The organism is Treponema sp. OMZ 788 (assembly GCF_024181245.1).
GTDB lineage: Bacteria > Spirochaetota > Spirochaetia > Treponematales > Treponemataceae > Treponema_B.
Genome location: NZ_CP051199.1, coordinates 861,743 through 887,476, shown reverse-complemented (window position 1 = coordinate 887,476; position 25,734 = coordinate 861,743). Strand labels below are relative to the sequence as shown.

The 25,734-nt window shown below is 33.1% G+C and carries 19 protein-coding genes and 4 CRISPR repeat arrays (1 of these 23 running past the window's edge); of the genes, 2 read left to right on the top strand and 17 right to left on the bottom strand.

Features of this window, described 5'->3' with window-relative positions; translation table 11 throughout:
* Positions 1-306 precede the first annotated feature (306 nt).
* Positions 307-1,221 carry an Rpn family recombination-promoting nuclease/putative transposase gene (locus E4O00_RS04240; protein ID WP_253678746.1) on the top strand — a complete coding sequence of 305 codons (915 nt, stop codon included), beginning with the start codon at positions 307-309 and terminating at the stop codon, positions 1,219-1,221.
* A gap of 570 nt (positions 1,222-1,791) precedes the next feature.
* Positions 1,792-2,705: a CRISPR direct-repeat array (repeat unit 35 nt; unit sequence GTCGTAATCCCTTAAGTCAGGTCTAAAATTTATAC).
* Positions 2,706-2,977: 272 nt separating this feature from the next.
* On the opposite strand, the gene E4O00_RS04235 is transcribed toward E4O00_RS04240, so the two are convergent.
* The 14 genes from E4O00_RS04235 to E4O00_RS04170 form a co-directional block, all read right to left on the bottom strand.
* Positions 2,978-3,535, bottom strand: a complete 558-nt coding sequence (locus E4O00_RS04235; protein ID WP_253678745.1) for a 4Fe-4S single cluster domain-containing protein — start codon at positions 3,533-3,535, stop codon at positions 2,978-2,980.
* 8 nt (positions 3,536-3,543) lie between these two features.
* Positions 3,544-5,394, bottom strand: coding sequence for an AAA family ATPase (locus E4O00_RS04230; RefSeq protein WP_253678744.1), 1,851 nt, complete (start codon positions 5,392-5,394; stop codon positions 3,544-3,546).
* Position 5,395: 1 nt separating this feature from the next.
* Positions 5,396-6,568, bottom strand: a complete 1,173-nt coding sequence (locus E4O00_RS04225) for a hypothetical protein (protein ID WP_253678743.1) — start codon at positions 6,566-6,568, stop codon at positions 5,396-5,398.
* Position 6,569: 1 nt separating this feature from the next.
* The gene (locus tag E4O00_RS04220) at positions 6,570-8,963 is read right to left on the bottom strand and encodes a PIN domain-containing protein (protein ID WP_253678742.1); all 2,394 of its coding nucleotides are present in this window, start codon (positions 8,961-8,963) and stop codon (positions 6,570-6,572) included.
* A gap of 123 nt (positions 8,964-9,086) precedes the next feature.
* Positions 9,087-9,521: an AAA domain-containing protein gene (locus tag E4O00_RS04215; protein WP_253679633.1), complete on the bottom strand. Its 435-nt coding sequence runs from the start codon at positions 9,519-9,521 to the stop codon at positions 9,087-9,089.
* Between the two features lie 46 nt (positions 9,522-9,567).
* Positions 9,568-11,793: a DEAD/DEAH box helicase gene (locus E4O00_RS04210; protein ID WP_253678739.1), complete on the bottom strand. Its 2,226-nt coding sequence runs from the start codon at positions 11,791-11,793 to the stop codon at positions 9,568-9,570.
* A 113-nt stretch (positions 11,794-11,906) separates the two neighbouring features.
* Positions 11,907-13,238, bottom strand: coding sequence for a hypothetical protein (locus tag E4O00_RS04205; protein ID WP_253678737.1), 1,332 nt, complete (start codon positions 13,236-13,238; stop codon positions 11,907-11,909).
* A 320-nt stretch (positions 13,239-13,558) separates the two neighbouring features.
* A CRISPR array of direct repeats spans positions 13,559-14,181; the repeat unit is 35 nt; unit sequence GTCGTAATCCCTTAAGTCAGGTCTAAAATTTATAC.
* A 293-nt stretch (positions 14,182-14,474) separates the two neighbouring features.
* Entirely contained in the window at positions 14,475-14,873 is a 399-nt protein-coding gene (csx20, locus tag E4O00_RS04200; RefSeq protein WP_253678736.1) for a CRISPR-associated protein Csx20, read from the bottom strand.
* Positions 14,849-16,114 carry a TIGR02221 family CRISPR-associated protein gene (gene csx2 / locus E4O00_RS04195; protein WP_253678735.1) on the bottom strand — a complete coding sequence of 422 codons (1,266 nt, stop codon included), beginning with the start codon at positions 16,112-16,114 and terminating at the stop codon, positions 14,849-14,851. The genes csx20 and csx2 overlap by 25 nt, the downstream gene beginning before the upstream one ends.
* 10 nt (positions 16,115-16,124) lie before the next feature.
* Positions 16,125-19,445, bottom strand: coding sequence for an AAA domain-containing protein (locus E4O00_RS04190; RefSeq protein ID WP_253678734.1), 3,321 nt, complete (start codon positions 19,443-19,445; stop codon positions 16,125-16,127).
* Between the two features lie 6 nt (positions 19,446-19,451).
* Positions 19,452-20,108, bottom strand: coding sequence for a hypothetical protein (locus E4O00_RS04185; protein WP_253678733.1), 657 nt, complete (start codon positions 20,106-20,108; stop codon positions 19,452-19,454).
* A 16-nt stretch (positions 20,109-20,124) separates the two neighbouring features.
* Positions 20,125-20,697, bottom strand: a complete 573-nt coding sequence (locus E4O00_RS04180; RefSeq protein WP_253678732.1) for a GumC domain-containing protein — start codon at positions 20,695-20,697, stop codon at positions 20,125-20,127.
* Between the two features lie 4 nt (positions 20,698-20,701).
* The gene (locus E4O00_RS04175) at positions 20,702-21,259 is read right to left on the bottom strand and encodes a hypothetical protein (protein ID WP_253678731.1); all 558 of its coding nucleotides are present in this window, start codon (positions 21,257-21,259) and stop codon (positions 20,702-20,704) included.
* Between the two features lie 61 nt (positions 21,260-21,320).
* Positions 21,321-21,743: a hypothetical protein gene (locus E4O00_RS04170; RefSeq protein WP_253678730.1), complete on the bottom strand. Its 423-nt coding sequence runs from the start codon at positions 21,741-21,743 to the stop codon at positions 21,321-21,323.
* A gap of 633 nt (positions 21,744-22,376) precedes the next feature.
* Between E4O00_RS04170 and E4O00_RS04165 the strand changes: the two genes are divergently transcribed.
* Positions 22,377-22,799, top strand: coding sequence for a hypothetical protein (locus E4O00_RS04165; RefSeq protein ID WP_253678729.1), 423 nt, complete (start codon positions 22,377-22,379; stop codon positions 22,797-22,799).
* Positions 22,800-22,852: 53 nt separating this feature from the next.
* Here E4O00_RS04165 and cas2 (E4O00_RS04160) read toward each other — a convergent pair whose 3' ends face one another.
* The 3 genes from cas2 (E4O00_RS04160) to cas1 are packed head-to-tail and all read right to left on the bottom strand — an operon-like array spanning position 22,853 to position 24,475.
* Positions 22,853-23,140: a CRISPR-associated endonuclease Cas2 gene (gene cas2, locus E4O00_RS04160; protein ID WP_253678728.1), complete on the bottom strand. Its 288-nt coding sequence runs from the start codon at positions 23,138-23,140 to the stop codon at positions 22,853-22,855.
* A gap of 13 nt (positions 23,141-23,153) precedes the next feature.
* Positions 23,154-23,429: a CRISPR-associated endonuclease Cas2 gene (cas2, locus tag E4O00_RS04155; protein WP_253678727.1), complete on the bottom strand. Its 276-nt coding sequence runs from the start codon at positions 23,427-23,429 to the stop codon at positions 23,154-23,156.
* Positions 23,426-24,475, bottom strand: a complete 1,050-nt coding sequence (gene cas1, locus E4O00_RS04150) for a CRISPR-associated endonuclease Cas1 (RefSeq protein WP_253678726.1) — start codon at positions 24,473-24,475, stop codon at positions 23,426-23,428. The genes cas2 (E4O00_RS04155) and cas1 overlap by 4 nt, the downstream gene beginning before the upstream one ends.
* A gap of 144 nt (positions 24,476-24,619) precedes the next feature.
* Positions 24,620-24,876: direct repeats of the CRISPR family, unit length 29 nt; unit sequence GTCGTAATCCCTTAAGTCAGGTCTAAAAT.
* Positions 24,877-25,441: 565 nt separating this feature from the next.
* A CRISPR array of direct repeats spans positions 25,442-25,734; the repeat unit is 35 nt; unit sequence GTCGTAATCCCTTAAGTCAGGTCTAAAATTTATAC (it continues 108 nt past the right edge of the window).

Sequence of the window (25,734 nt, the reverse complement as noted above, 5' to 3'; positions counted from 1 at the left end):
TAAAATCCTTCCCTATAATTGTGTAACTCTATATCCAGTATAGACTTACACAATTTCGCAAACCTACCCCAAAAAACGGGGGTTTTGGCACTTTTGGGAGGTTTGCGAATTTTGTCAAATATCTTGCAAAACCTTATTTCTAGTATACAATATTATATGTGTTTTGTATAGCCCCCTGCGGTTTTAAATTTTTTTGCAATAAAAACTTTTCTCAAATCTTATTAATTATGTAAACAAAATTTCTATAATAATTATGAAAGAGGGAGAGAATTTTTCTCCTTTAAAATTTATTAATGAGGCTTAACTATGCAAAGACTTTTTACGGTAACTCTCCGAAACGACTATGCCTTTAAACGAGTCTTCGGATCGGAAGAGAACAAAGATATTCTACAAGATTTTCTGGAATGTATTTTAGACATTCCGCCTGAAACTATCTCAGGATTAGAACTTATGGATAAGGAGTTTCATAGGGAACTTTTAAGTGAAAAGCTAGGTATCTTAGACATCAAGCTGCGATTAAAAGACGGAACCCTTGTCGATATCGAAATTCAAAACAGATGGCATTTTGATTTTCCTGAAAGAACCTTGTATTATTGGTCTAAAATGTATAACGATGGTATAAAACAAGGCCAAGACTATACAAAACTCCCAAAGTGTATTACAATAAACTTGATAGGACAAGGTTTTAATAAAAATAAGCGTTTACACAACAAATATCTTGTTCTAGAAAAAGATACAAAAGAGCCTTTGCTTTCAAAGCTTGAGATTCATATACTAAACCTTGAAAGGGCTAAACTCTTAAAAGAATCTCAATGTAAAGACAATAAAATGAAACACTTGTTAAACTGGCTGAAATTTATCGAAACAGACAATCGGGAGGTAAGAAAAATGTTATCACAAGAATCGGCGATGATGAGAAAAGCCGACACAACTATTGAGTTAATGGAAATGAGTCCTAGAGATAAATGGCTATATGAGTCCAGAATGAAATACGAACACGACAGGGCATCATGTATAAGTGAAGGTTATCGGGAAGGAGTTGAAGCCGGAATATTGCAGGGTGAAATAAAAGGCAGACAACAAGGCATAGAGCAAGGATTTGCTGATGGAGCATATCAATCAAAGCTTGAAACAGCTAAAATGATGAAGTTAAAAGGATTTGATATAAACTTAATTAAAGAAATATCAAGTCTTTCTATTGAAGAAATTGAGAAGTTATAATCTAATCTCTTAGGGGAAGGAAGCCCCCTTTTCGGAAGAAAGGTGTATGACCTCGAAACTTCGTTGGTTGTACCTCCCCTATAACCCCTTCCTTCTCCAAAATTCCGCTTAGGGGCACTGTCCCTAAGAACCCGCCTTTTTACAAAGTTTTTAGTCTATACTTTAGTCGAGATGGAAAGTAAAGAAATGATAAATTCAAAAGTTGGGCAATGCAATAGCATTAACCAACCAAGCAAAGAATTCGACATAATTCCCAATTCTCCAATTATAAATTACACATTAAAACAACTAATCCCTTAAGTCAGGTCTAAAATCTTTTAGGGGAGGAACACCCCTTTTTCGGAGAAAGGTGTATGACCTCGAAACTTCGTTGGTTGTACCTCCCCTATAACCCCACCTTTCTCCAAAATGCCGCTTAGGGCTTGGATTGCTACGCCGGCTTGCAATCGCTAAGAACCCGTCTTTTTACAAAGTTTTAAGTCAATTCTTTAGTCGAGATGGAAACAAAAGAAATTCATGAACTAACAGGTTAGGTAAATTATTGATATTCAACACAATTACACATTAAAACAACTAATCCCTTAAGTCAGGTCTAAAATTTATACGGGGCTGAAACTCTTTGTATTATAAAATTAGCAGAGGATGTCGTAATCCCTTAAGTCAGGTCTAAAATTTATACTTGAAACTGTAGTTGATGAAGTTTCTGAGGATAAACTTGAGGTCGTAATCCCTTAAGTCAGGTCTAAAATTTATACTTTATGAACTTCATTATGGGAAGGAGGAAAATAACCTCTGTCGTAATCCCTTAAGTCAGGTCTAAAATTTATACCAGGTTATAATGTCACTTTTATTAAAGATGATTTAGTTGTCGTAATCCCTTAAGTCAGGTCTAAAATTTATACTAGAAATGATGTATGAAACTTTGCAACAGTCGCGAGAAGGTCGTAATCCCTTAAGTCAGGTCTAAAATTTATACGGCGCTGCCCCTCGGCAAAGATGGTATCAAAGGCAAGGTCGTAATCCCTTAAATCAGGTCTAAAATTTATACAAATCCCCGAGGAGAGTACTATGACATGTTATATGAGCGGTCGTAATCCCTTAAGTCAGGTCTAAAATTTATACTATGTAGGGATGGTATTAACGTTATCGATAGTCGTCATGTCGTAATCCCTTAAGTCAGGTCTAAAATTTATACACACAAAATAGTACACCAATCAATATACGGAATGAAATTGTCGTAATCCCTTAAGTCAGGTCTAAAATTTATACCATACACATCCACAATGTATTCTGACTTATTCAACGTGTCGTAATCCCTTAAGTCAGGTCTAAAATTTATACACTTATATAAAAGTGGTTGGAATTCCTGACCCATTAGTCGTAATCCCTTAAGTCAGGTCTAAAATTTATACAAAAATGGAGTACGGCTTATGAAAGAACAAGAATATCGTCGTAATCCCTTAAGTCAGGTCTAAAATTTATACTCTACCCATCGTAAGTCTATAACAGATATAGACTTAGAAGGCCGTTTTCGCGAACCTCCCTCGAATTTCTGTTGTCAAGCCGAAAATCGTCTTAAAACCCTTCCCTATAATTGTGTAACTCTATATCCAGTATAGACTTACACAATTTCGCAAACCTACCCCAAAAAACGGGGGTTTTGGCACTTTTGGGAGGTTTGCGAATTTTGTCAAATATCTTGCAAAACCTTATTTCTAGTATACAATATTATATGTGTTTTGTATAGCCCCCTGCTTTAAAAAGGCCAACCGTTTCTAAAAATATGTTTATCCGAAACTAATATCTCCATTCGATGGTTGTTCCCATTAAATTCGATACCGGATTTATAGAAGTCCGATAAAAAATAAACTTTTTGATTTTTAGAGCCTATCCAGCTTCGTTTATCGTCATAGTTTTCAATTTCAAATAAACCGTCAACAAGCACATCGGTATATTTAAGTAATTTATTAACATGAGCATTATTCATTGAGATAAGCTCTTCATAAACATATCCGGAAAACAGTAAAACCGATAAAGAATTAAGACGGCACCAATGAGCGATCTCTGCAAAACCTTCCGCTTGGAGAATAGGCTCGCCTCCTAAAAAAGTCACACCTTCAATACCGTTTTCTTTTTTGGATTTTTCTATTAAGGAAATAAGATCTGAAACTTTTACAATTATCTTCTCGGTGAATTCCTGCATGTGCGGATTACAACAACCAGGGCACCGTTTTGCACATCCTTGACACCAAACGGCAAAACGCTTTCCCGGTCCTTCCGACTCCGTACACTCTCTTATAGCTGCTAAATTCAAAAAACTCATCATTGAATTTCAATAGAAAATATACAGCGTTCAGGATTCAGCAATTTAATAACAATCGTTTGTCCCTCCAAATCGTCTTCGTTTTTAAAGGTAAAGTCTGCAAGCAAGTTCACAATTTTTGATTCTATCACATTTAATAAACCGCGCCCTCCGTTTTCTTTTCCTGCCGCATTTGCAATTACTGAAAAGGCTTTTTCCTCATCTTCAAAAATAATATTTGCCTTATAACGCTCTTTCATAAAATTTATGACGGGTTTAAATTTAATTCTTGCAATTTGATTAAAAACATCCGCATCTTTTATAAAATTAAAAACAACAATATTATCTCCGATCCTGTTAAGAAGCTCTGGTCTATCAATATCCATAAACTTTTCTTTTACCGCTTCAATAAACATTTTTTTCGATTCATCGGCAGGAAGATCGGATGAAATTTTTGAGGCACCTATATTCGAGGTAAAAATAATAATCGTTTCGGAAAAATAAACGGTTTCCCCCTTGCTGTCTGTGAGACGGCCGTCTTCCAATATTTGAAGAAACTTATCGAGAATTCGGGAGTGAGCTTTTTCTATTTCGTCAAACAAAAGAACACAAAAAGGCTTTTCTTTTACGGCATTGGTAAGCTGCCCGCCCGCTTCGTATCCCACATATCCGGGAGGAGCACCTATCAGACGCTGATCACTGTGCTCTTGACTGAATTCGGACATATCAAAACGAATACAGGCATTTTCATCTCCGAAAATAAATTCGGCGATAGCCTTTGCCAATTCTGTTTTTCCAACTCCTGTAGGCCCTACAAAAAACAAGGTACCTTTAGGTTTTTTTTGTTTACTTGAATGTTGCAAACCGGCAAATCCCGTATATGCACGGAGAATAACGGCTCTTGCTTTTGCCACTGCAGAATCCTGTCCTTTTACTCTGGCTGAAAGACTCTCAGTAAGTGTCTGAAGTTTATCTTTAGACAGCTCTTCCCACGGGCTTATTTTTTCTCCGTACTTATAAAGATTTATCAATTTTTCAAATGTCATTTTACCGCTATCCGGCAATCTCGACAATTTCATAATTTGTGCAATTTCTTTTAATGAAAAGCCGTCCAACGAATCAATAAAATCATCTTTTTTTATTTTATCGCCTGCAATATTTTGAGAAAGATTAAAGCAGTTTAAATATGTATCTATAAACCGTTCTCTTTCATTTCTTCCCGGTAATGGAACATTTATTGAACTGACAAGAGGGTTATTGCGATAATACAGAGTAGGTATCATAGACTGATTTCTTGCAATAATAATTATAATATTACCTAAATTGAAAAAATCTTCCACACCGGGATTATAAGGCTGACATTGCAATGCTTTTCCTGCTTTAAGAAGTAAATTTCTTTCCAGCTCGCTTAAAGAATTTTCATTCCCAAAAACATAATCTGAATAATCCAAGATAAATGCGTTTTTTCCCGTACCCTTTTCTAAAACATTAAGCATGTATGAAAAAAAATCGTTCGGATCCAAATAAGTTTGATTTACTTCGTTGGTTATGTCTGAAAACTCATCCCCTAAATCATACTCTGATACATTTTGGGAAGTTTCAGATGCGGTGATTTTAGTTTCGCTCTTATATTGCGGAATATCTTTTGATATATTTTTATTTATTCCATCGGCCCTATCCCATACCACAATATTTGTGTAACCCTTACTTTTGATACAGGCTACAACATTATTAAGCACGGTTTCGTACCTTCCTTGATTATATTGATTATACATAATGTCAAGGGTATTCCCATAAATAATTACGGAATTTTTTATACTTATATCTCGATAAAATCTATCCATCCATAAATCATACATTTTTTTTGCCATATTAATAACCTCCTACTCTTCCCGAAGAAACGGGCATCTTATCTGCTTCTTTGCCTATCCTGTCAGGATTACTCCAAAGTATTTTTTCATCAGAAAGTTTTATCGAATAAATTTTTTCAAGGTCAACATTGAATTTTTGAATATCTTTAAGGCATGTCATTCCTTCATAATTATCAAACTTATAATTTAGCCTGCCGTCATCGGTAATATTGCAAACAACCCGTTTACCGCTGGGCATGGATGCCGTAATTTTTACAAAGTCTCCATTGTCATTTTTTATAAGCTGAATATTCCGATCAACTTCAAAACCTTGACTTGATAACTGTCTGATAATCGACTTTACAGCGAACCGTCTTACTTCTTCGCTTATCGCAGTCTCTTCTACCTCATTTTGAATTTCGATTAAATCTTTTTGAATATCTTCTTGAGATATATTTTTGTCGGCCGATTTACCGAATAAATCGTCAAGTCTTTTTAGCATTACCGATTTTTTTTCTGAATCTTCCAAATTTTCGGCTTCAACTTTGGCTTTAACAGTTTCTATCTGCTGACGAAGAGCATCTTCTTTAAAAGCTTTAGCTTGAGCAGCCTTCCATTCCGAAAGTTTTTTTTCTGCAGAATGTAAAGCCTCATCAAAAACATTTGTCATCTGTTTTAAATCTGTAAAAACACCGTTTGTTACATCTTTTTTTATTTTTGACAATGCTTCCTCTGCAAAATTTCGTATAGCAGGATTAGTAAGACCTTGCATTCTTTTAAAAAATTCGCTTACAATAGCAGCCTGTCTTTCATCTCTCTCTTTTGCTTCTTTTTCTAAACGGATTCTTTCAGCTTCTTCTTCAGCTTCATGCTTCATTTGTTCTGCAAGTAAAAATCTATTTTTGGCTGATTCACCAAGTCTGTTCATTGTATATATATAGCTTTGAACCTGAAAACTAATATCCCGTGCAGCAACTGGATTATTTTGCTGATTGAGCTTAATTTCCTTTAAATCATTTTGCAGCCGGCTCATTTCAGCCGGAATAAATTTTTGAAAACCAGCTCCCAAAAATTGTTCATACATCCTCATATAGTTTTCATAAAATCCCGCAGTAGTCTTACGCAACCTCTCATTAAAGATTTCCTGTTTTTTTTGACGCTCAAGTTCATAAGCGTACTCATCGTGTCTGCTCATATTAACTCCTTTTGTTTATACCGAGAAAATTCTCAGCATAAATAGTTTTTATTTTTTGTGAATAAGCAATAATCCCTGCATTTTTATCGGCCGTTATAATAATAGGATTTTTTTCAATATATTTAAGAGCTGTGGATAAAATTAAACTGTCATTTTTATCTTTTTTAATATCAAAAGGTAAAAGCTCAGGATAAGATTTTCCTATTATAAGCCATGGAGATTTTTTTTCGGAATAATATTCTATCTTTTTACTGGCAAGTCTTGATTTTTTAGCTCTCTCAGTTAAACCTTGTTTATTTGTATCATCTTTTATTGTATCCAGCTCATTTATAACTACTATAGGTATTACTAAAGCCGATTTATTATCATTGAATTTATCGATAATTTCAGGATAATCAATTAAGGCATTGGTATCGGCAATATATACTCTATTGTATTTTAATATCTCATCATTAAAGAAAAAGTTAAGAGCGTCTAAAAAAACATCATTTAAAATTTCTATTTTTGTAAAAATCTTTCCTATCTGGGCGTTTTTACAAAAAAATTCTTCAAAGAAATCTCTTTCAGATGATTTGCCTAAATTAAGCTTTTGGTTAATAGTCAAATTAATTTTATTTTTATTTTCTTTATACAGCTTAAGAATTTCTTTTAAGCTATTTATTTTTATATGCTGATTATCTAAAAGTTTTTTTATAACGGTTTCTTTCGATGGGATATCCGATAAAGAAATTGATATTTGTTTGGAAATAAACATCAAGTTTTTGATATTTTTAATAAATCTTTTCAACAAAGGTTCAATATCAGTATATTCAGGTATGTTATCAAAATTAGGTTCCAAACATCTTGCACATATCGATTTTATTATATCTTCATTAAAAAGAGCTTGTACATATTGATTTTTTTTAAGCCACGAACTTGATCCGAAAAGTTTTTCTATATTTTGAAGCAGAGCAAATAATTTATCCAAGTCATATATTTTTTGAGTGCTAAGTAATTTTTCAAGATAGTCTTGTTTTAGATTTTCATTCTTAGTAAAAAAAGAAATCTGAGTCATTTCCCGTATTCTTTTAAGTGCTTCGTCATAATCAACATCAAAAAAAGCTTCCGCTAAAAATACTTTACCGATAAAAGCATAATCAATTATCTGTTTATAATTTGGAAAATATCTTTTTGTATTTTCAATAATCTCATTTAAATATTCGGCTTTATTTATGAGAGGTTCAATTTTATCGGCCTTATCTTTGACTATACTTAAAAAAAGTTCGGAACAATCAAAAGAAGGAAGTATATAAATAAGATCATTATTTTTATCTTTATAACTTAAAACCAGTTCTTGGGCAATTTTTTTTAAATTAACATTATGAATATCGGATTCGGCAATTAAAGCCGCATTTTGTGAATACAAATCGGCTTTCAACTCAAAATTTCCAATCACAAGAGAAGATGTTTTGTTTGCAAAAAAAACTCCATCAGGTAAAACGGCATAATTATAAGGCAGCATAACCATTAAATGGCTTTTTGAATATGGAGACTCTTTTTTAACAAGAATATCCTCACAATCTTCTCCGCAGATAATTGCAACTTTAGGTTTATCAGGTTCATTTTCAAATAGAGCTTCAAAATCATATTCGAAAAAAGATTTATTTAAAATCATGGAAGCATTTTCTTTTATTTTTTTTAACAATATCGAATCAATACTGTTACGCGAAACAAAAGAAACATATTCAGAATTTACATCTTTTACATTCACAGTTGATATGGTTGTTTTTATATCAGAGTGCATATCATAGAAACTTAAAATTTCATCCAAAATAATTTTCTTTTCTTCACTATCCATTCCATTAACATAAACTTGCATATCTTTTTGTAATTCTATTTGAACCTTTTTCTTATTCCATAATACGGAATAAGAATCTTCATTTGACGAAAGAGATATATCATTTATAGTTGATGTAGGACTGAGATATTTATTTTGTAAAATAAGGTTTTCTAAAAAAGATTTAATTTCAGATATTGGCAAAGGAATATTGTCTATATCTATATTAGGGTCATATAATTTAATACCGGCTGCTTCTTTAGAAAGATTTTGAGATTGATTTAAAATAAAAGTTCTATCTTTTAGGTTAAAAATAATTTTTGCGGTATCGGCAATATCTTTTCCGGGAAGTCTTCCCTGACCATGCATCTGCAATCCGGCAGGAGTAAGCCTTAGGTTTTTTGCAGGAAATTCGGTTAAATCGGTATTATCATAAACAACATTGTTCATTTCAATTGCCTGTAAATTGCCCTGAAGTTCTATTATACAAGGTTTTACCAATAAATTGGAATTATCTATTTTAAAAATGTGTGAACAAAGATCATCGATTGAATATTCACCATATTCAGGATTTTGCATTGCTTTCTTTATTATTTCTAGTATACACCATTCAATAACGGTTGAATGCCGAGAAGTAAAATGTCTTATATCGACTTTATAACATACAAAGGGTTCACAAACGGATATGCTCATTAATTTCATTTAAGCTTTCACCTCTCTATTATTATTTTTATGAAATCTTTTATTGTTATTATAATTCTTTTTTCCTCGATTCTGATTAGCTTCTTTATATTCTGCTTTTATTTTTTCAGCAGTTGGCTCATCAATCAAACAAGAGCTAGGAAAAAAACATCCCTTTTGATTCAGTCTGGACATAATACCGGAATATACTTTAAGTTTTCGTGTATCGGCTGAATCCATCGCTCTAAGATTAACAGGAACTTTAGAGAATAAATTCTGTGCACCGACAACTACCAGTAAATTTTGAGCACGAGAAAAAGCAACATTAATTCGTTCAAATGAAGTAATGTGAGTGCTCATCCTATGACTATCCTTAGAATTCCAGTTGCGTACCAAATTTGCAATAATTATATTTTTTTCTTGACCTTGAAACCTATCAACGGTATTCACCGAAATTTTTATTGCAGAAAAATCATCTTTATATTCTTTACTTTGACGAAGTTTACGAACCTTTGACCTTAAATTTTTTTACAGACTGAAGATAAAAACTGATTACTCCAACGGTAATTTCTTTTCCTTTACCGAAACCCATCTTTCTATATTCATGTGCAATCTTTTTTAAAAGCTCACAGGTTATGGCTTCTTCAAGAAAGTTACATGAAGAAGTACCCATACCTATTTTACTTTCATAAAATGGAGAGCCGTCAGGGAGGGTTGATGAATCTATCCAATACGCATGTTTTTGAGGGATAATAAAATCCGTCATATTTAAAGATTTTATATTAAGCAAATGTTTTCTGGTTTCATTTTCCGTCCCTTTGATACCGCAGATAAGACGATTTTCATAAAACTGATTTATAATATCCATAATGTCGGAATGCATTCGATATTGTGTAAGCAATGTAGCCTTTATACTTCCATCAGCTTTTTCAAAATAATCTTTAAAAAGAGAAGCGGTTACCATATTTTGGAATTTTTTAAAATTTTCGGCACTGATAAGCTCCTTTTCTACTTGTGAGTAATTATCACTTTCTTGAACTTCGTTTACTAGCTCCATATATGATGATTCGTTTTCTCCAAAGGCTGGAGGCAGCTGCCGATGATCCCCTACGAGGACAGTTTTTCTCCCTTTCATCAAAGGAATTAAAAGCTCCGGTGGAGTAGCTTTACTTACTTCATCTATTATTACTACATCAAAATCATTAAAATCCTTATCCGATAAAGACCTAGGGTCGGCAGTACATGATATACCTACAACATTACAAGCCGTAAGATAGGTTGACATAAAATATTCTTTGTCATTTTCAATGAGCTGTTTATCTGAAATATGTTGACCGAGTTTATTTTGAAAAGCTTTTAAACTGTCTCCCCAGTCATCACGTAATTTTTTATCTTTTTGTTGTAAAGAGGAGTTTAGGGATTTTAATGAGTTAATTTTATTGATTATCGCTTTTACATCATCAGCCGTTTCAAGCTCATATTTTTTAGAAAGATTAATAACGGTATTTCTTTTTTGATTTATATCTTTTTGAATTTTTTTATACTCTTCATCATTTACAATTATTTTTCCTTTAATCGATTTTAATTGTCTATCTATATCATTAACATCTATAATTGTTCTTGTACTTATTTCTTCTTCTAAATTTTTTATTATTCTATTCAATGTCTCATTTGATTTAACAATAAAGTATTTTATTGTTTTAATTGCATTCTCTTTATTGTTAATAATATCAGAGCAAACAAATTCTCCTAAAATTCCTTTTTGATTTTTGTCAGGTTCAAATATCTTATTTATACCTTTACCGAGATCACGAATTTTCTTTGAAATATCCATAAGCTCGACGGTTAGCTTATTTGCATCATCTTCCGATATACTGCTGTCTTCAAGTTTTTTAGATATTTCATCCTTTTTTCTTTTTAAAATATCAATTTCGGGACTTCCCTGTGTAGTCTGAGATTTTACATTTTTAGTTAGTTCATCGTAAATAGGGCTAAGAGCTCTTATATTCATAAGAGCCAACTTTATGTACTCATTTTTTTCCTTATTCGAAGATTCTAAAGGAATATTAGGAATTAGGTTCATCCATTGTTTTGAAGCTTCGGAATTAAGTTTTTTAAATTCAATATTTATAAGATCAATCTGGGATTCAGAAAGAAAAAATTGTTCATCTTCACCGTTTATTAATGTTTGTTTAAAAATTGTTAAGTTTCGTTTGTCATCATTTAAAGACAAATTGAGATCATTGGCTTTTTTTAATTCTTCTTCAAAATAATTTTGTTTTTCTGAATAACTCATCCTTTCTTTAGTTTTTTCTTCAAGCTCTTTGATAAGAACAGCTATATCACGCTCAAAAAAATTTAAGTTACGCAAATCAGCATCATAATCTGAGGCTTCTTTTTCTAAATTGCACCAACCAGCCTGTTGATCATTAATTTTTGAACTCAAAGATTTATAATAAAATTGGATGGCCGTATCTTCAGAAAGTTTCTCAGCATTTTCTTCATCCTTTTCGTTTATAAAATCTTTCCTTCTTCTCGGATCAAGCCTTATCGCACGTATTTCGGGAGTTGAAGCCAAACGCTCAAGGGCATTATCAACAGCATCATTCGATTGAGAAGCAAGTAAAACCCTCATCCCTCTAATAATAAATTGATAAATTGCCTCTGCAATTACGGTAGTTTTTCCGGTTCCCGGCGGTCCTTGTAAAAGAAAAAATATCGGGAGCATTTAACATTTTTTCGATAGCTTCTTTTTGATTTTGATTAGTTTCAATATTGGAATTAAGCCATCGTTCAACTTTTAAATTACTATTCTTATCGGGCAATCTAGCTTTTGTAATATCAAAAAGCCAATCCCCAAGACGAGGCGAAAAAATTTTCGCCGTTTTTCATCGAGTTTATTGTACGCCTAAATCTATTTATAAGAGCAAAACTGCCTACTTCAGAGCAAGCTAAAAAACCTAAAGGCTCATATGATGTAATAATTTCATCGATTAAACTATGCAATTCGCTAATATTTTCAGGGTCAATATCTTTTAGCCGTTCCTCATCATCCTGATTCATTTTGTAGGCAAGTTTCACAAAAAAGGCATTCTCTCCATATTTTTCTTTTAAATCAGCCAAGCTTATTTGATAATCTTGATTATTTTTTCTATATTGTTTGTTAAAAATAAAATTAAGTTTATCGCCGATCTCATTAATGGAAAATTTTTCTATCTCACCCATACAGTTGCCTAGATCGACACCTTTTATACGCCTTTTAACCTCTTTAGGATAATTAAATACCCATTCATCAGTAGAACAGTTATTGTCGAATGCTTGCACATTTCCTTTTTTTAAATACCTAAGAGTTTCATCAAAATATTCTTTGTTATGTGCAGCAAGGGTAAAGATAAGTTGATATTTGTTTGCATCAACTTCAATACCTATATATTTACAACCTTTAATTCTTTGGCGGGCAAGATTTTCACTCCAGTCAAGATAAGATTCCCATTCGGTCAATTTTTTTTCTGTATATTTAAATAGAGATTCGGCTTTTGATACTACATAATCAAGAAAGGGTCTTCTTACTTCTTGTGGAGAAGAGTAATTGAAAGCTGTAACATCTACTTCAAAATCCAGTTTTTCATCATCATTACCGATAAGCGAAATTTCATTTATCGACAAATCTCTTCCATGAGATTCTCCAATAAAAAGAAGGGTTTTTGTAAGAGGGAGGTTTAAAGATGTATCAAGCCAATCTCCGCTTTCTCTTATATAACGCAAGCCGACAATCTTGGATTCAAATCCGTTTTTTTTATTAAAAGAAAGGTTACGGGCATAAAAATGAAGCTGAAATCCTGTCGGAAAAAGTTTATTTATTAAAAAAAATGCTTTATCATCTTCGTTTAAGATTTTTTCTTTTAATAAAGGAATAAAGGCTTCAAGTTCTTTAATACTCTTATTAAGTTTATTTACCGCCCATTTGCGCTTTTTGTCATCATCCATAATCACAGGGTGAATATAAATACCTTTATTTTCTTCTTCATCAACGGAAACGCCGGAGTTGTCAATTGATTGGTCATCAGTATCGTCATCAAAATCTTCACTATCTGTAAATTTAAGACGATTACCAAACATCTTCGCAATATTACCGGCTATTCTGTTAATTTCATTGCCATATAGATCCGACATATTTTCTTTTCCTTAGATTATTATTGAGGATATTATATATGATATTTGAAAAAAAGGCTATACTGTTTAGGGGAAGGACTCCCCCATTCAGAGCGGTGGTTTTTCACCTCGAAACTTCGTTGGTTATACTTCCCCTATAACCCCACCTTTCTCCAAAATGCCGCTTAGGGCTTGGATTGCTACGCCGGCTTGCAATCGCTAAGAACCCGCATTATTGACAAAGTTTTAAGTCAATTCTTTATTCGAAACGGAAACAAAAGAAATTCATGAACTAACAGGTTAGGTAAATTATTGATATTCAACACAATTACACATTAAAACAACTAATCCCTTAAGTCAGGTCTAAAATTTATACATGGATGAAGAGGAAAAGGTTGGAGAGAAAATGTTAAGTCGTAATCCCTTAAGTCAGGTCTAAAATTTATACGTTCAAAGGAGTTTAACATGGAAAATAATGCAAATTTGAATCGTCGTAATCCCTTAAGTCAGGTCTAAAATTTATACCGATTAAACAATGAAACCAATCGTGAAGCGATTGGCGTGTCGTAATCCCTTAAGTCAGGTCTAAAATTTATACTTTTATACGTCTCCGCGTCTATTATTGGTTCATTCTCGTCGTAATCCCTTAAGTCAGGTCTAAAATTTATACACTTCCTCAGTTTGTTGAGGACAACACCATTGACGGTGTGTCGTAATCCCTTAAGTCAGGTCTAAAATTTATACTGGAAAGTTTAGAAGACTATGGTTATAAAGTAGTCAAGTCGTAATCCCTTAAGTCAGGTCTAAAATTTATACAAAATTTAAAAGATCATGTCGAAACTTTTGGCTGTTCAGTCGTAATCCCTTAAGTCAGGTCTAAAATTTATACCTATTGATACTGCGTTACGTACAAAACACATTTGAATATCGTCGTAATCCCTTAAGTCAGGTCTAAAATTTATACTCTACCCATCGTAAGTCTATAACAGATATAGACTTAGAAGGCCGTTTTCGCGAACCTCCCTCGAATTTCTAGTGTCAAGCCGAAAATCGTCTTAAAACCCTTCCCTATAATTGTGTAACTCTATATTCAATATAGACTTACACAATTTCGCAAACCTACCCCAAAAAACGGGGTTTTTGGCACTTTTGGGAGGTTTGCGAATTTTGTCAAATATCTTGCAAAACCCTACTTCTAGTATACAATATTATATGAGTTTTGTATAGCCCCCGCGGTTTAAGATATAAAGACTAATATCAATTCTTATAATAGCAATATTTTCTAAAACAGATATGTTCAAAAACATAAAATCTTTTTACTATTTCTCCATCAATAGTTTCTTTTGCAATACGCTTTGTAACAGAGTGAATCGGTATCAAGTTTTTTTTAAGAGCATAATCAATAAGATAAAAAGAGTAACCGGCTTCTCCTTGCAATATTATTACATCGTTTTTTTTTACATTCTTGCTGCACAGCCAATTTCTTATTGTATCAATAGTTTCAGGAATTATTTTATCTGTAGTAGGTAAATTACTCCACAGCTCTTTGATACTATCGGGAGGATATTCTATAGTCTCTGTTCCGAATTTTGTTTTTAGTTCATTTATTTGATTAGCTGTCAAAGAATGATTTAAAAGGCAAAACACTTTTTGCATATATCTTCTACCTCTTCATAATGTTTTTTTACATTATTTATTATTTTGGATGCAGCACTTGAACTTTTATTATAGCCGCCGTGATTTATATCATTCCGTAAACCGGTAAGCTTGTCAAAAATCTCCGAAGATATAACTTCGGCAAACAAAGATGATTGTTCCAAACTTTGTATTAATTTTTTTTCGTCATCAGTTAAAAGCCACGGCTTTGTTGTATGATTCCGTTTTTCTATTATTTTTTGGTTTATATACTTACTTGTTATTTCTCTTACACCTCTATCCTCAAAATTAAATTTTACCTGCTGTAAAATTGCAGTTATTATTCCTTCTTGTAAAAGAGTGATGGCTTGCTGTTCCCGCCCGTGTTCTAAATGTAATTTTGCTGCATATAAAAAATTCAAAGGATCTTCCGCTTTAAAACCTGAAAAAACATCGTTTATCTTATCAAAGAGAGGCTCAAATGCAGGATGAGCGGAAAATTTATCGTTGGTTCTTAAATCATTAATATTTGTGATACACTTACTAAAAACTTTCCCTTCAGTTATTTCTTTACCGCGCACGGTATTTAAAGTATTTACAGCATCTTTTAAATTATCTCCGGCTTTTTGTGAGCCTATATAGTTTCGAGCTGTCTCTTTTATTAAACCGAATAGTTTATCCGAATAGCCGTAGCTTACAAAAGCATCGGCAGCACTTGACCATCGCAATAAAGAATAAAATTCGGTCAAATTAAAAATCGGAGCATTTTCATTTTCTTTTGCTTCATAGGCACCGTAATAAATACCTTCAAGTTTAATGTTTTTTAAAAATGAGGCATAATTTAAGACTGCAAAAGCAAGCATAGGCAAAGATCTAAAGCCGTGGGTTATGTCAAATATTACGGAGTCATCTTCATTTAATAAATCAGTTATTTTTTGAAAAATAAACCAAATTTCTTCCTCGCTCTTGCCGTCAGGTATATCGATTACGGTAATTTGCGGTTTATCCGCCTTATCTTTATATACATCATTTACAATATCTTCAAGATTTTTAATATCACCGCCGACTGCCTCCCAATGCTTTTTTTTAGCAGCTGCTGTCAACATAAAACATAAGCTGTCTTCAGCCGAGAAGTCTTCACATAAAATTCTTATCAAAGCCTCTTGAATAAATCTTACATTATTTACAGTGATGTTATTTAGTGTATAACTGCAATATTTGTAATCACTTGTACCTAAAAACGAAATAAATTTACGAGCCATTTTATTCCTCCTATTTTTTTCCTTTAACAAAAACAATCTTACCGTGTTGTTTTATGTAATCTGCCAGTTTGGGTAAAACACTTTCCTCATTTTTAAATTTATAAAAATATTTTGAAGAACCTATTATTATAAGCTCATTTTTTGCACGGGATAATGCAACATTTATTCTTCGATAATCGGAAAAATACTTTGTGGGCTTATTGGCCCTTGTCGTGCAAAAAATAACTATCTCGGCTTCATCACCTTGAAATGCATCTACCGTATTTATATCTATACCATACTTATTTATATCGATTTCGCAATCTCTAAAAGCTTTTAATATGCTGAGCCTTTGTCCAAGATAAGGTGTAATTACTGCAATACGAATTTTTTGAGAATAATTCTTTTTTAAAATATCCAAAATAATATTCATAAGAATTTCAACTTCTCTTTCATTTATTACCGAATTAGATTTTTTTTCATTTTCATGATAAGTTTTATCATTCGACATATCTATCAAAGTTAAATTGGAATCAAAATATAAAGGTTTTTTATCAAAGGTTGAAGCTCCGTTTTTTACTTTTCCATCATAAAATAACTCGCTTACCAAAGAACCTATAAGAGCGGGCATTCTATATTGAGTTGTAAGCATTGTCTTATTTGTATCTGGTGCCGCTTCAAACATTCTATAAAAAAAACTTAATTCAAATAATTCTTGGGCATAAACGGATCTATCTTCAATTTCAACTTTTTCATCATCATAAAGAGCTGTATTTATTGTAGGCGGAAGCTGTTTATGATCTCCGATCAAAATAACCTTTTTTGCTTTGATATATGGTATCAGTATTTCGGCAGGAAGAGCTTTTCCAGCTTCATCGATTATAACAAGATCAAAATTTATTCTGTCAAGTCCTATCTTTTTCTTGGCAAGCCCCAAACAGGTAGCACCTATAATTCTATGCCCTTTCATAATCAGCTCGCCTATATCCGGATTATAACCTTTTTCGCTGTCGATAATTTCAATCCATCGGCTTAAAATATTTTTATCGCAGCCGCTATTTTGTTTTGCATGTATTTTTTCGACATAATCATTATAGCGTTTTTCAAAACCTATATCCCTTATTTCATAATCTATTTTTTCGTTTTGTCCGCATCTTATAATTTTTGCCGGTACTTTATTTATAATCTTTTTTAAAACATTATCAACGGCAACATTTGCCTGAGAAACTATCAGTATATTGGAAAATTTATTATTAGATATATACTGCATTATCATTTCTACTATAACCGTAGTTTTTCCCGTTCCCGGCGGCCCCTGTATCATAAAAATATTTTCTTCTGCAAGAACATCTTGTACCGTCTTTTTTTTATGTTCATCTTCTGCCAAGTCTTTATTAAAAAAATTCTCAATATTTAAAGGATTTTTTTTCTCAACTATATTTTTACCGTCCAAAGCACAAATTTGCAAATAAGAATTTACAAGTTTACCCGTCATAAATTGATGGAGAGAATAACTTTGTTTATACTCGGTATACGGAAATTCTTTATTAAAAAGCAAAACCGCCGAATGAGGCACTTGAAAAAATTCATCCGTTCCCTTACCGTACACATACATAGAGCTGCAATCATGACTGATTTCTACAGGGGCATAAGAGCCTCTTTCCATTTCAATATAAAACTCTATAGCATGATAATTTTTATGAGCTCCGTCATAAATACCTTCAATATATTTTTTTATTGATTCGGGATTTGTAAAATGTACCGTATATCCTATACCGCCTATTTTACGGTCATATCTTTCCCCGCGATTTACACCTGAGATTTCCGCAAAGATAGTTTTTCCTTTCATCAAAAAAGTGATAAGCCTATCTGTAACTTCAGCCCAACGCTTATAATATTGAAGTCCGTTTTGGCTTAATTTTATTTGGTGCTGCAATTTAAATTCATTGAAGACCATGATTGAAAGATTACACATATTTTGATATGTCTTTTCATCAAGTTTATCTCTTTCAGAAATTAAAACATTATTTAAGCTGCACTCAATACCAAGAAAAACATCGTCCGGTTTTATCGAATACTCTTTTCCTAAAAGACCATTATAAGAAAAATAAGCATTATTATGACGGTCTGTTTTTATATCGGCTGAAAATACAAGCTCGGTTCCCAACTGCATCTTTATTTTTTTTACATTAGGAATTTCGGCCTCATCAAAAGGAGCTATCTTCCACTCATCTTCACTATCCGTTAAATTGTTTTCAATTATGTGGTTTTTAAACTCCTGCCAATTTTCTTCGGTAAAAATTAACGGAATATCATCGAATTTATAATTTAAAAGGCTGTCGGCAGCTCTTTCACTTACCTCCACAGGAAAGCCGGACGACAAGGTAAAATTCCATCTTATAGGGAAGACTCTAAGCTCTGCACCTATGGGCGGAGTCCTTTTCGGATTTGCAAGATTAGCTTTTGGCAGCCTAAGCTCTATGGAGTTATTATATGTAAGTTGAATCACACCCCTTTCCGTATATCCGGTTACATCAGCGAGGATTCCGACTCTGGGGCTATTGATTATTACATTTTTAAAAAAGCCCTTTGATGCCGACAGCTCCATTTGATAAGTTTCTAAATTAAAATTGTCAACCATTAAAGGAATAAGGGAATCATCGTCATAGTCTTTTATAAAATCAAATTCTTGAAAGCTATAATTTTGATAGTTTGCATTATGAATACGAACTGTACCTTTTTCCCGTATTTCGGATTTTTTCCAAAATACAAGTTTTCCCTTATATAAAAAATTATCGGGTAATAATGAGGAATAAGGCTCAGGTTTTGTTTCGTTTTTAACGGCATATTTCAAATTTTTTATATATTTTTTTAAATAAATAGTATAAGAACGTACTTTTTCATGACCTTCTTGCATCTCTCTCATAAGCTGGTTTTGAGCATTTATCCTTAAATTTGTATTTGTTGTTCCCGATTTTTGAGATTGTTTCAGCGTCTCTATAACCCCTTTTATTTCGGCAAGATAAGATTCTGCTTCTTCAAGACGCTTACATGCACTTTGTTCATAATAATTTATTAAATCTTTTAATTGAGCTACACATCTTTTTTTATTAGCGGCTTCCAGATTATGTAATTCTTCATCATAAGCTGCATGTAGACTTCTGATTCGTCGGTTCTTGTATTCATTTATCTGCTTGATACCTCTATTGACTGAGCGTTCATACTCTTCATATTTAGCACGCATCTCATTTTGCTTTTTTATCTCGCTCTCAGATAAGGTATTACATAAAAATGAAACGAGTCCGGCACCTACGGCAACAACTCCTGCACCAACTAAAAGACCGACACTCATATAAGCTTAACCCTCATAATGTTGTATTAAAGTATTGTCTCTGAAGGCATTTGCAAGCAATCCGCTTAGATTTTTAATTGAATTATTCATATGGTCTAAAAGATCTAAATTCACGCCCATGTGTTGATCGGCTGCAAACTCTGTTCTATATTGGTTATACAGCTGTAAGGACGAGTCTACTATTTTTTCGACCATATTTAAAAACTTCATACGGGCTTCATGGTTTTGTCTGTTCAATTCCATTTCGGCATCAATTGATTTCATATTCTCACGATGACGAGCCTTTATTTCGAGCATATCTTTTTCGATTTTCTTTAACTCGATTTTTCCATGCATCAAAATTTGCTTTGTTTCATTTTCTCTTTGACTTATTCTGTCCCTAATTTCAGCTTGAACTTTTATACCTTCCAATTTCAGAGCCTCGGTTTTGCGTACTTCCTCTCCTATAGTTGTTATCAAACTAACAATATTGTTTATGGAAGAAATACCCGCATCTACAAGACCTATTACATCAGGAAGTTTTGTTCCCATCTTACCCATAGGCGGATTTTTGATAACTGAAACAGAATCCAAATCAGCACTTATCTCGGCAAGCCTAATATTTTGAGGTGTAGCAATTTTTTTTACCTCAGGTGTTTCAATATTTTTAAAAGCCTTACTCATTTCTTTCTCCTTATAATCAACAATATTCCTTTATCATCTTTATATATGCACCGGTTGACACTCTGATCTGTTCCTGCAAAGCCGCAATTTGTAATCTGTTTTTATCTTGGTCTTGAAGTAAAATTTCTAATGCCGACTCGGCAACCGTTAAAGAATCTTTAATCATATAGCGGATTTTTTTGAAGTTTTCATTTTTTTTGTTTTCAAACTCCATCCTTTGCGAAAGGTCTTCCTTACGGGCTTCAATCATTCTACAAAACTCTTGATATTCAGAATCAAGCTTCAATCTTACTTTTTCCAAGGATTTTGCCAAAAGCCTTGCTTCTTGTCTAACTTCAGCTTTTGCAGAGCGTACTGCAGTCTCATACAAACTATCAAGCATAATCCGGCTTTCATAAATTTGATTTTTTAAAATACGTGTACGGTTATGTTCAGAAATGCATGAAATTACATCCGTAGTAACTCGGATAAGAGATGATGCAGCATCAATGCAGCTTCCGACAACATTTCCCGAAGCAATATTTAATGCTGTCCTAGACACATCTTGTGAAAGCCTGCCGATAAATTTAAACGCCGTACCTCTGCCCATGTAACTAGTCCTCACATTCCTTAAATGCCGAAAACGGAATAAACCTTGATATGATAATTTCATCTGTTGAAGTTTTTGAAGCCTTTAGATAATTCATTTTTAAATTTAAAACGGACTTAACATCTTGATCAGATATTTGATATTCATATTTGGGAAGTTTTATTTTAATCTTTGCATATTCTATTTCTTTATTATCAAAAGAAGGAAAAACTTTACAGTTCAATGAGTCAACATATACGGCATTATTTTTTGAGTTAAGTTTTTTTTCTTCATCAAGTAAATTAAGAATTCTCATAGAATCGAATGATAAGTGTTTTTTATCAGAGTTTTTTTGATCTAAAAGGCTTGGAATAAGATGACGATGTTTATCCAATCTTGTGTCTATTATATTATATCGAATACGGTCTATAGGCTGTTCAATAACTACATTTATATCATCCATATTTTCCAATGAATATTTTTGGTTTATCGGCAATACATCATCCAAGCGGTATTTGACAAACTTAGGTTCTCGTGTTATTTCGAGTTCTACATATAAGGATTCGATTTGTACATCATTCAAATGTTCAAAGACTTGATTATAATTTTCGATAACAAAGTCTTTAGAATTACCGTAGTTTTTATTATAAAATAATTGCCATGAAACAATAGAAGGAAATTTTTGAAAATCTTTTTTTTAGGGCGGATGATTCTATATTATTATTAAATCTTTGGATTTTTCCTGTGGTACAATTAATATTAACCATCTGTTTTGAGGAGTTAAAAATTTCAATTATTTCCATAAGATATAAAAAAGATCTTCCTTTTTCTCTCAAGGAAAAAATTCCATCATCTTCTTTTACAAAGCCTATTCCGCAAAGGTATGTTAGTTCTTCACCGATAACATTTTCACCTATCTCGATAACACCATCAATTTCTTCTATAGTATAACCTTTACCGAGACACCATAAAATAAATTTAGTAAATTGCCCTACATCGTCAATAATTGAAGATTTTATACGCACCACAGCCTCGCATACCGGACAATAAACTTCAACAGCTTGCATCTTTGCTCCCAAAAGAAAAAATCAGATAAATCTAAAGTTTATCTATAACCTAATATTTTAGTATTATAGTGGATTTTTGAGAGTTTGTATAGGGTAAAATTTATTTTTATTATACAGAGAAGAGAGATGGTATCCCCCTTGCCGCAACCGTAGCGGTTGGGCAAAATGTAATAAGCAAAATTCACATCAAAGGAGATACCATCGCAATGGATTATTACGCATTTTACAAAAACAGTAAGAAAATGGAGAAAACGCTGGGAAGAAAAAAAAAGCTGTGGGGCTTAAAGACCTGTCTAAAAAACCTAAAAAAACTCCCGCTATGATGAAACCGTATTGGCAATTCAAAATCAAAAGCATTGCAGAAAAAGCGACAGCCGATAACAAGCGCATTAACGGGGCTTTTGAATTAAACGTGAGTACAGCATCCCGTACTCCGTTAAGACCGTAGTCAAATACTTGGACGATATTCCTGAATTTTATCACGATTTTGTGCGCTTTCATCTCCCGAAATACCAAATAACCGCTCGGTGCGTTAGAACCGGAGCTTTATTTATCGGGTATACCCAAGAACACAGTACGACAAGTACCGCCATTTTCATATACCTGCTTTTATCTCATTTAAAACAATATGGCGTGCTTTCTGTTGAAATAACTATCCAAACCGATAACGGTACTGAGTTTACCTCGCCTTGGAATAGTTTGAAAAAGACACTGTTTACAAAGGTCATCGAACTTTCTTTCGGCTGTTCGCATAAGACGATTCCCGTCGGTGCTAAGACGTATCAAAGCGATGTAGAAAGTTCTCATCGACTTATTGAAGATGAGTTTTATGCGTGCCGCTATTTTTCCGGTGCTCAAGACTTTTTACAAAAAGCACATCGGTATCAAAACTATTTTAACTTTAAGCGTTTTAATACCTACAAAAAAGGCTCACCGGTGCAGCTGTTACAACAGGCCGCTTCTCATATTGACCCGGCTGTTTTGGACTTTAAACCGGTGCTTGTTGACAAATTTTTTAATTTATATAAAAATGAGTTTAGATTGCTTGCTTCTTAACATAGGGGGGACCATCTCTCTTCATATCCCTAGTTTCAGAATTTATGTAAAATTTATACTACAATATAATCTCCATCCATAGGATTTTCACCCCTAAGGCCGTATATTTTTCTTTTAATGCGGTCGTCTTCACACACGGGAATAATCAATATAGAATCTTCATCTTTTATGATTTGCTTTAATCGGCTTTGCATTTGCAAAATGGTCAATTTATCGGCATGAGCTTCAAAAATAGATTTTTGCATTCGCCAAGCATAGGAAGAAACTGTTTTTGCGACACGGTTCAATCTTTTTCCGTCCCTGATGTCATAGGCGATTAGCCAATAGCTTTCTTTTTTCAATTTAACTCCTCATTCATATTATTAAATATTGCTGTTCCTCATGTACTTTATTTTTACCTAATATTATTTTTAAATTTAAGCAATCCTTACAAACAGGAAAAATTTGTAAGCTGTCAGACTCAGGATCAATAAATCTTTTTAATTTAGAAAATAATTCTTCCATTGTTTTAGAATCAAGTTCACATTGAAAAAAAGAATATTGTACTCTCACGCCATAGTTTTCCAAAAGAGATGCAGTACGGCATCTTTGTTCAGAATCGCTTATGTCATAACCTATAAAGTATGTCATTTAAAATAGAACGGTTTGTAGTTACTGCGTTCACCGTTTAGCATCTTTTTATAAGAACCTATTTGTCTGTAAATAAGTTTTCCATAAGATAAATTTTTACCCGATTTTGTACGGATGCTGTCTTTATACATTTTTTCTTCAAAAGCATCAACAACCTTTGTAAGTCCGTCTTCAGTTAAAAGAACAGCATCGTCTTCTTTTTCTTGTGAAGGATAATCATAGTCATCAGAATTGAAGAGTTTACTTTCAAAGTCGGTCTGCTTTAAAATACCGAGATTAAAAAGATTACAGCAAACAGTATCGGCAATAGGCACTCTGAATTCTTCGGTTAGATCAAATACCAAGGACGAAGCACCGTAGCGGCTTGCATGAAGGGTTCCGGCCATCGTATCAAGACCATGACTTTCAATTGCAGTTTCAACTCTGGTCATAAGAATTGTATACAAAAAACTTAATACGGCATTTACATTAGAGCGAGGAGGATTTTTACTCCGGCATGGAAAGTCAGCCCATTCAGGAGAAATATTACACTTAAAAACGCTAAAATAATTTTTTGATGCGTTTCCTTCAATTCCTCGTAAGACATCAATACTTTCAACCGTTTCTGCTTTTTTAATAAGCTCTTTGGTTTTTAAAATTGCATTTTTAATTCTTTCAAATTCGAAATTATTTTTCCGTTTGATTCGATGCATAAAACTGATTTGATTTTTAATTTTACCGATAACGATGTCTTTTGCAATTTGCAAAGATTGTTCGGCATTGTCCATTATTCGGTATTGAGCCTGCCTCAAAAAAACATTTTTTTCATTTGCATAAACAAGACGGGAATTAAAATACCCGTTTGCAGAAATAAAACTTACAGGTATTCTATTTTTTGCAAGAATTCTAAACGCATCTCCGCTGATAGATATTTTTCCTACCAAAAGAAGCTGTTTAATTTTAAACGGATACAAAATCTGTTCCGTTCCATCCGGTTTATAAAAAACAAGACTTGTATCCCGTTTACCCAATTTACCGATAGATGATAAAATATAAACTTCCGCCATTTTTTTTCCTTATAAAATATTATCGCATATTATGTAGTATTATAGAATATTTTATAAAGCGTTATTAGGGGAAGGGGAAAAACCCGTTCATAGCAGAGGTTGTACCTCGAAACTTCGTTGGTTGTAAGCCTAGAAACTTCGCCGGTTGTACTTCCTTAAATCAGGTCTAAAATTTATACGAGACATGATTTATACAACTCTGACTCTTGCGGAGTAGTCGTAATCCCTTAAGTCAGGTCTAAAATTTATACAAAGCTCAGAGTGGATTATGAGCGAGGGAGTTACGGCCCAGTCGTAATCCCTTAAGTCAGGTCTAAAATTTATACGTTGCAAGCTGCCGCAGTTGAAGCCGGAATTGAAGTTGCGTCGTAATCCCTTAAGTCAGGTCTAAAATCTTTTAGGGGAGGAACACCCCTTTTTCGGAGAAAGGTGTATGACCTCGAAACTTCGTTGGTTGTACCTCCCCCTATAACCCCACCTTTCTCCAAAATGCCGCTTAGGGCTTGGATTGCTACGCCGGCTTGCAATCGCTAAGAACCCGTCTTTTTACAAAGTTTTAAGTCAATTCTTTAGTCGAAACGGAAACAAAAGAAATTCATGAACTAACAGGTTAGGCAAATTATTGATATTCAACACAATTACACATTAAAACAACTAATCCCTTAAGTCAGGTCTAAAATTTATACGAAAGAAAGAATTGAGGACATTCTACCTGACATATCTTAGTCGTAATCCCTTAAGTCAGGTCTAAAATCTTTTAGGGGAGGAACACCCCTTTTTCGGAGAAAGGTGTATTCCTCCCCTATAACCCCACCTTTCTCCAAAATGCCGCTTAGGGCTCTGCCCTAAGAACCCGTCTTTTTACAAAGTTTTAAGTCAATTCTTTAGTCGAAACGGAAACAAAAGAAATTCATGAACTAACAGGTTAGGTAAATTATTGATATTCAACACAATTACACATTAAAACAACTAATCCCTTAAGTCAGGTCTAAAATTTATACAAGAGCTCAATGCAGAATTTGATATTGCCTTTTCAATGGGTCGTAATCCCTTAAGTCAGGTCTAAAATTTATACAAGTTTATACTATCCCGAAAGACACTATCCAGGATTTGTCGTAATCCCTTAAGTCAGGTCTAAAATTTATACGAAAGAAAGAATTGAGGACATTCTACCTGACATATCTTAGTCGTAATCCCTTAAGTCAGGTCTAAAATTTATACCGGACGATACTCAGACAATTCTGTTTATTACAGACGAG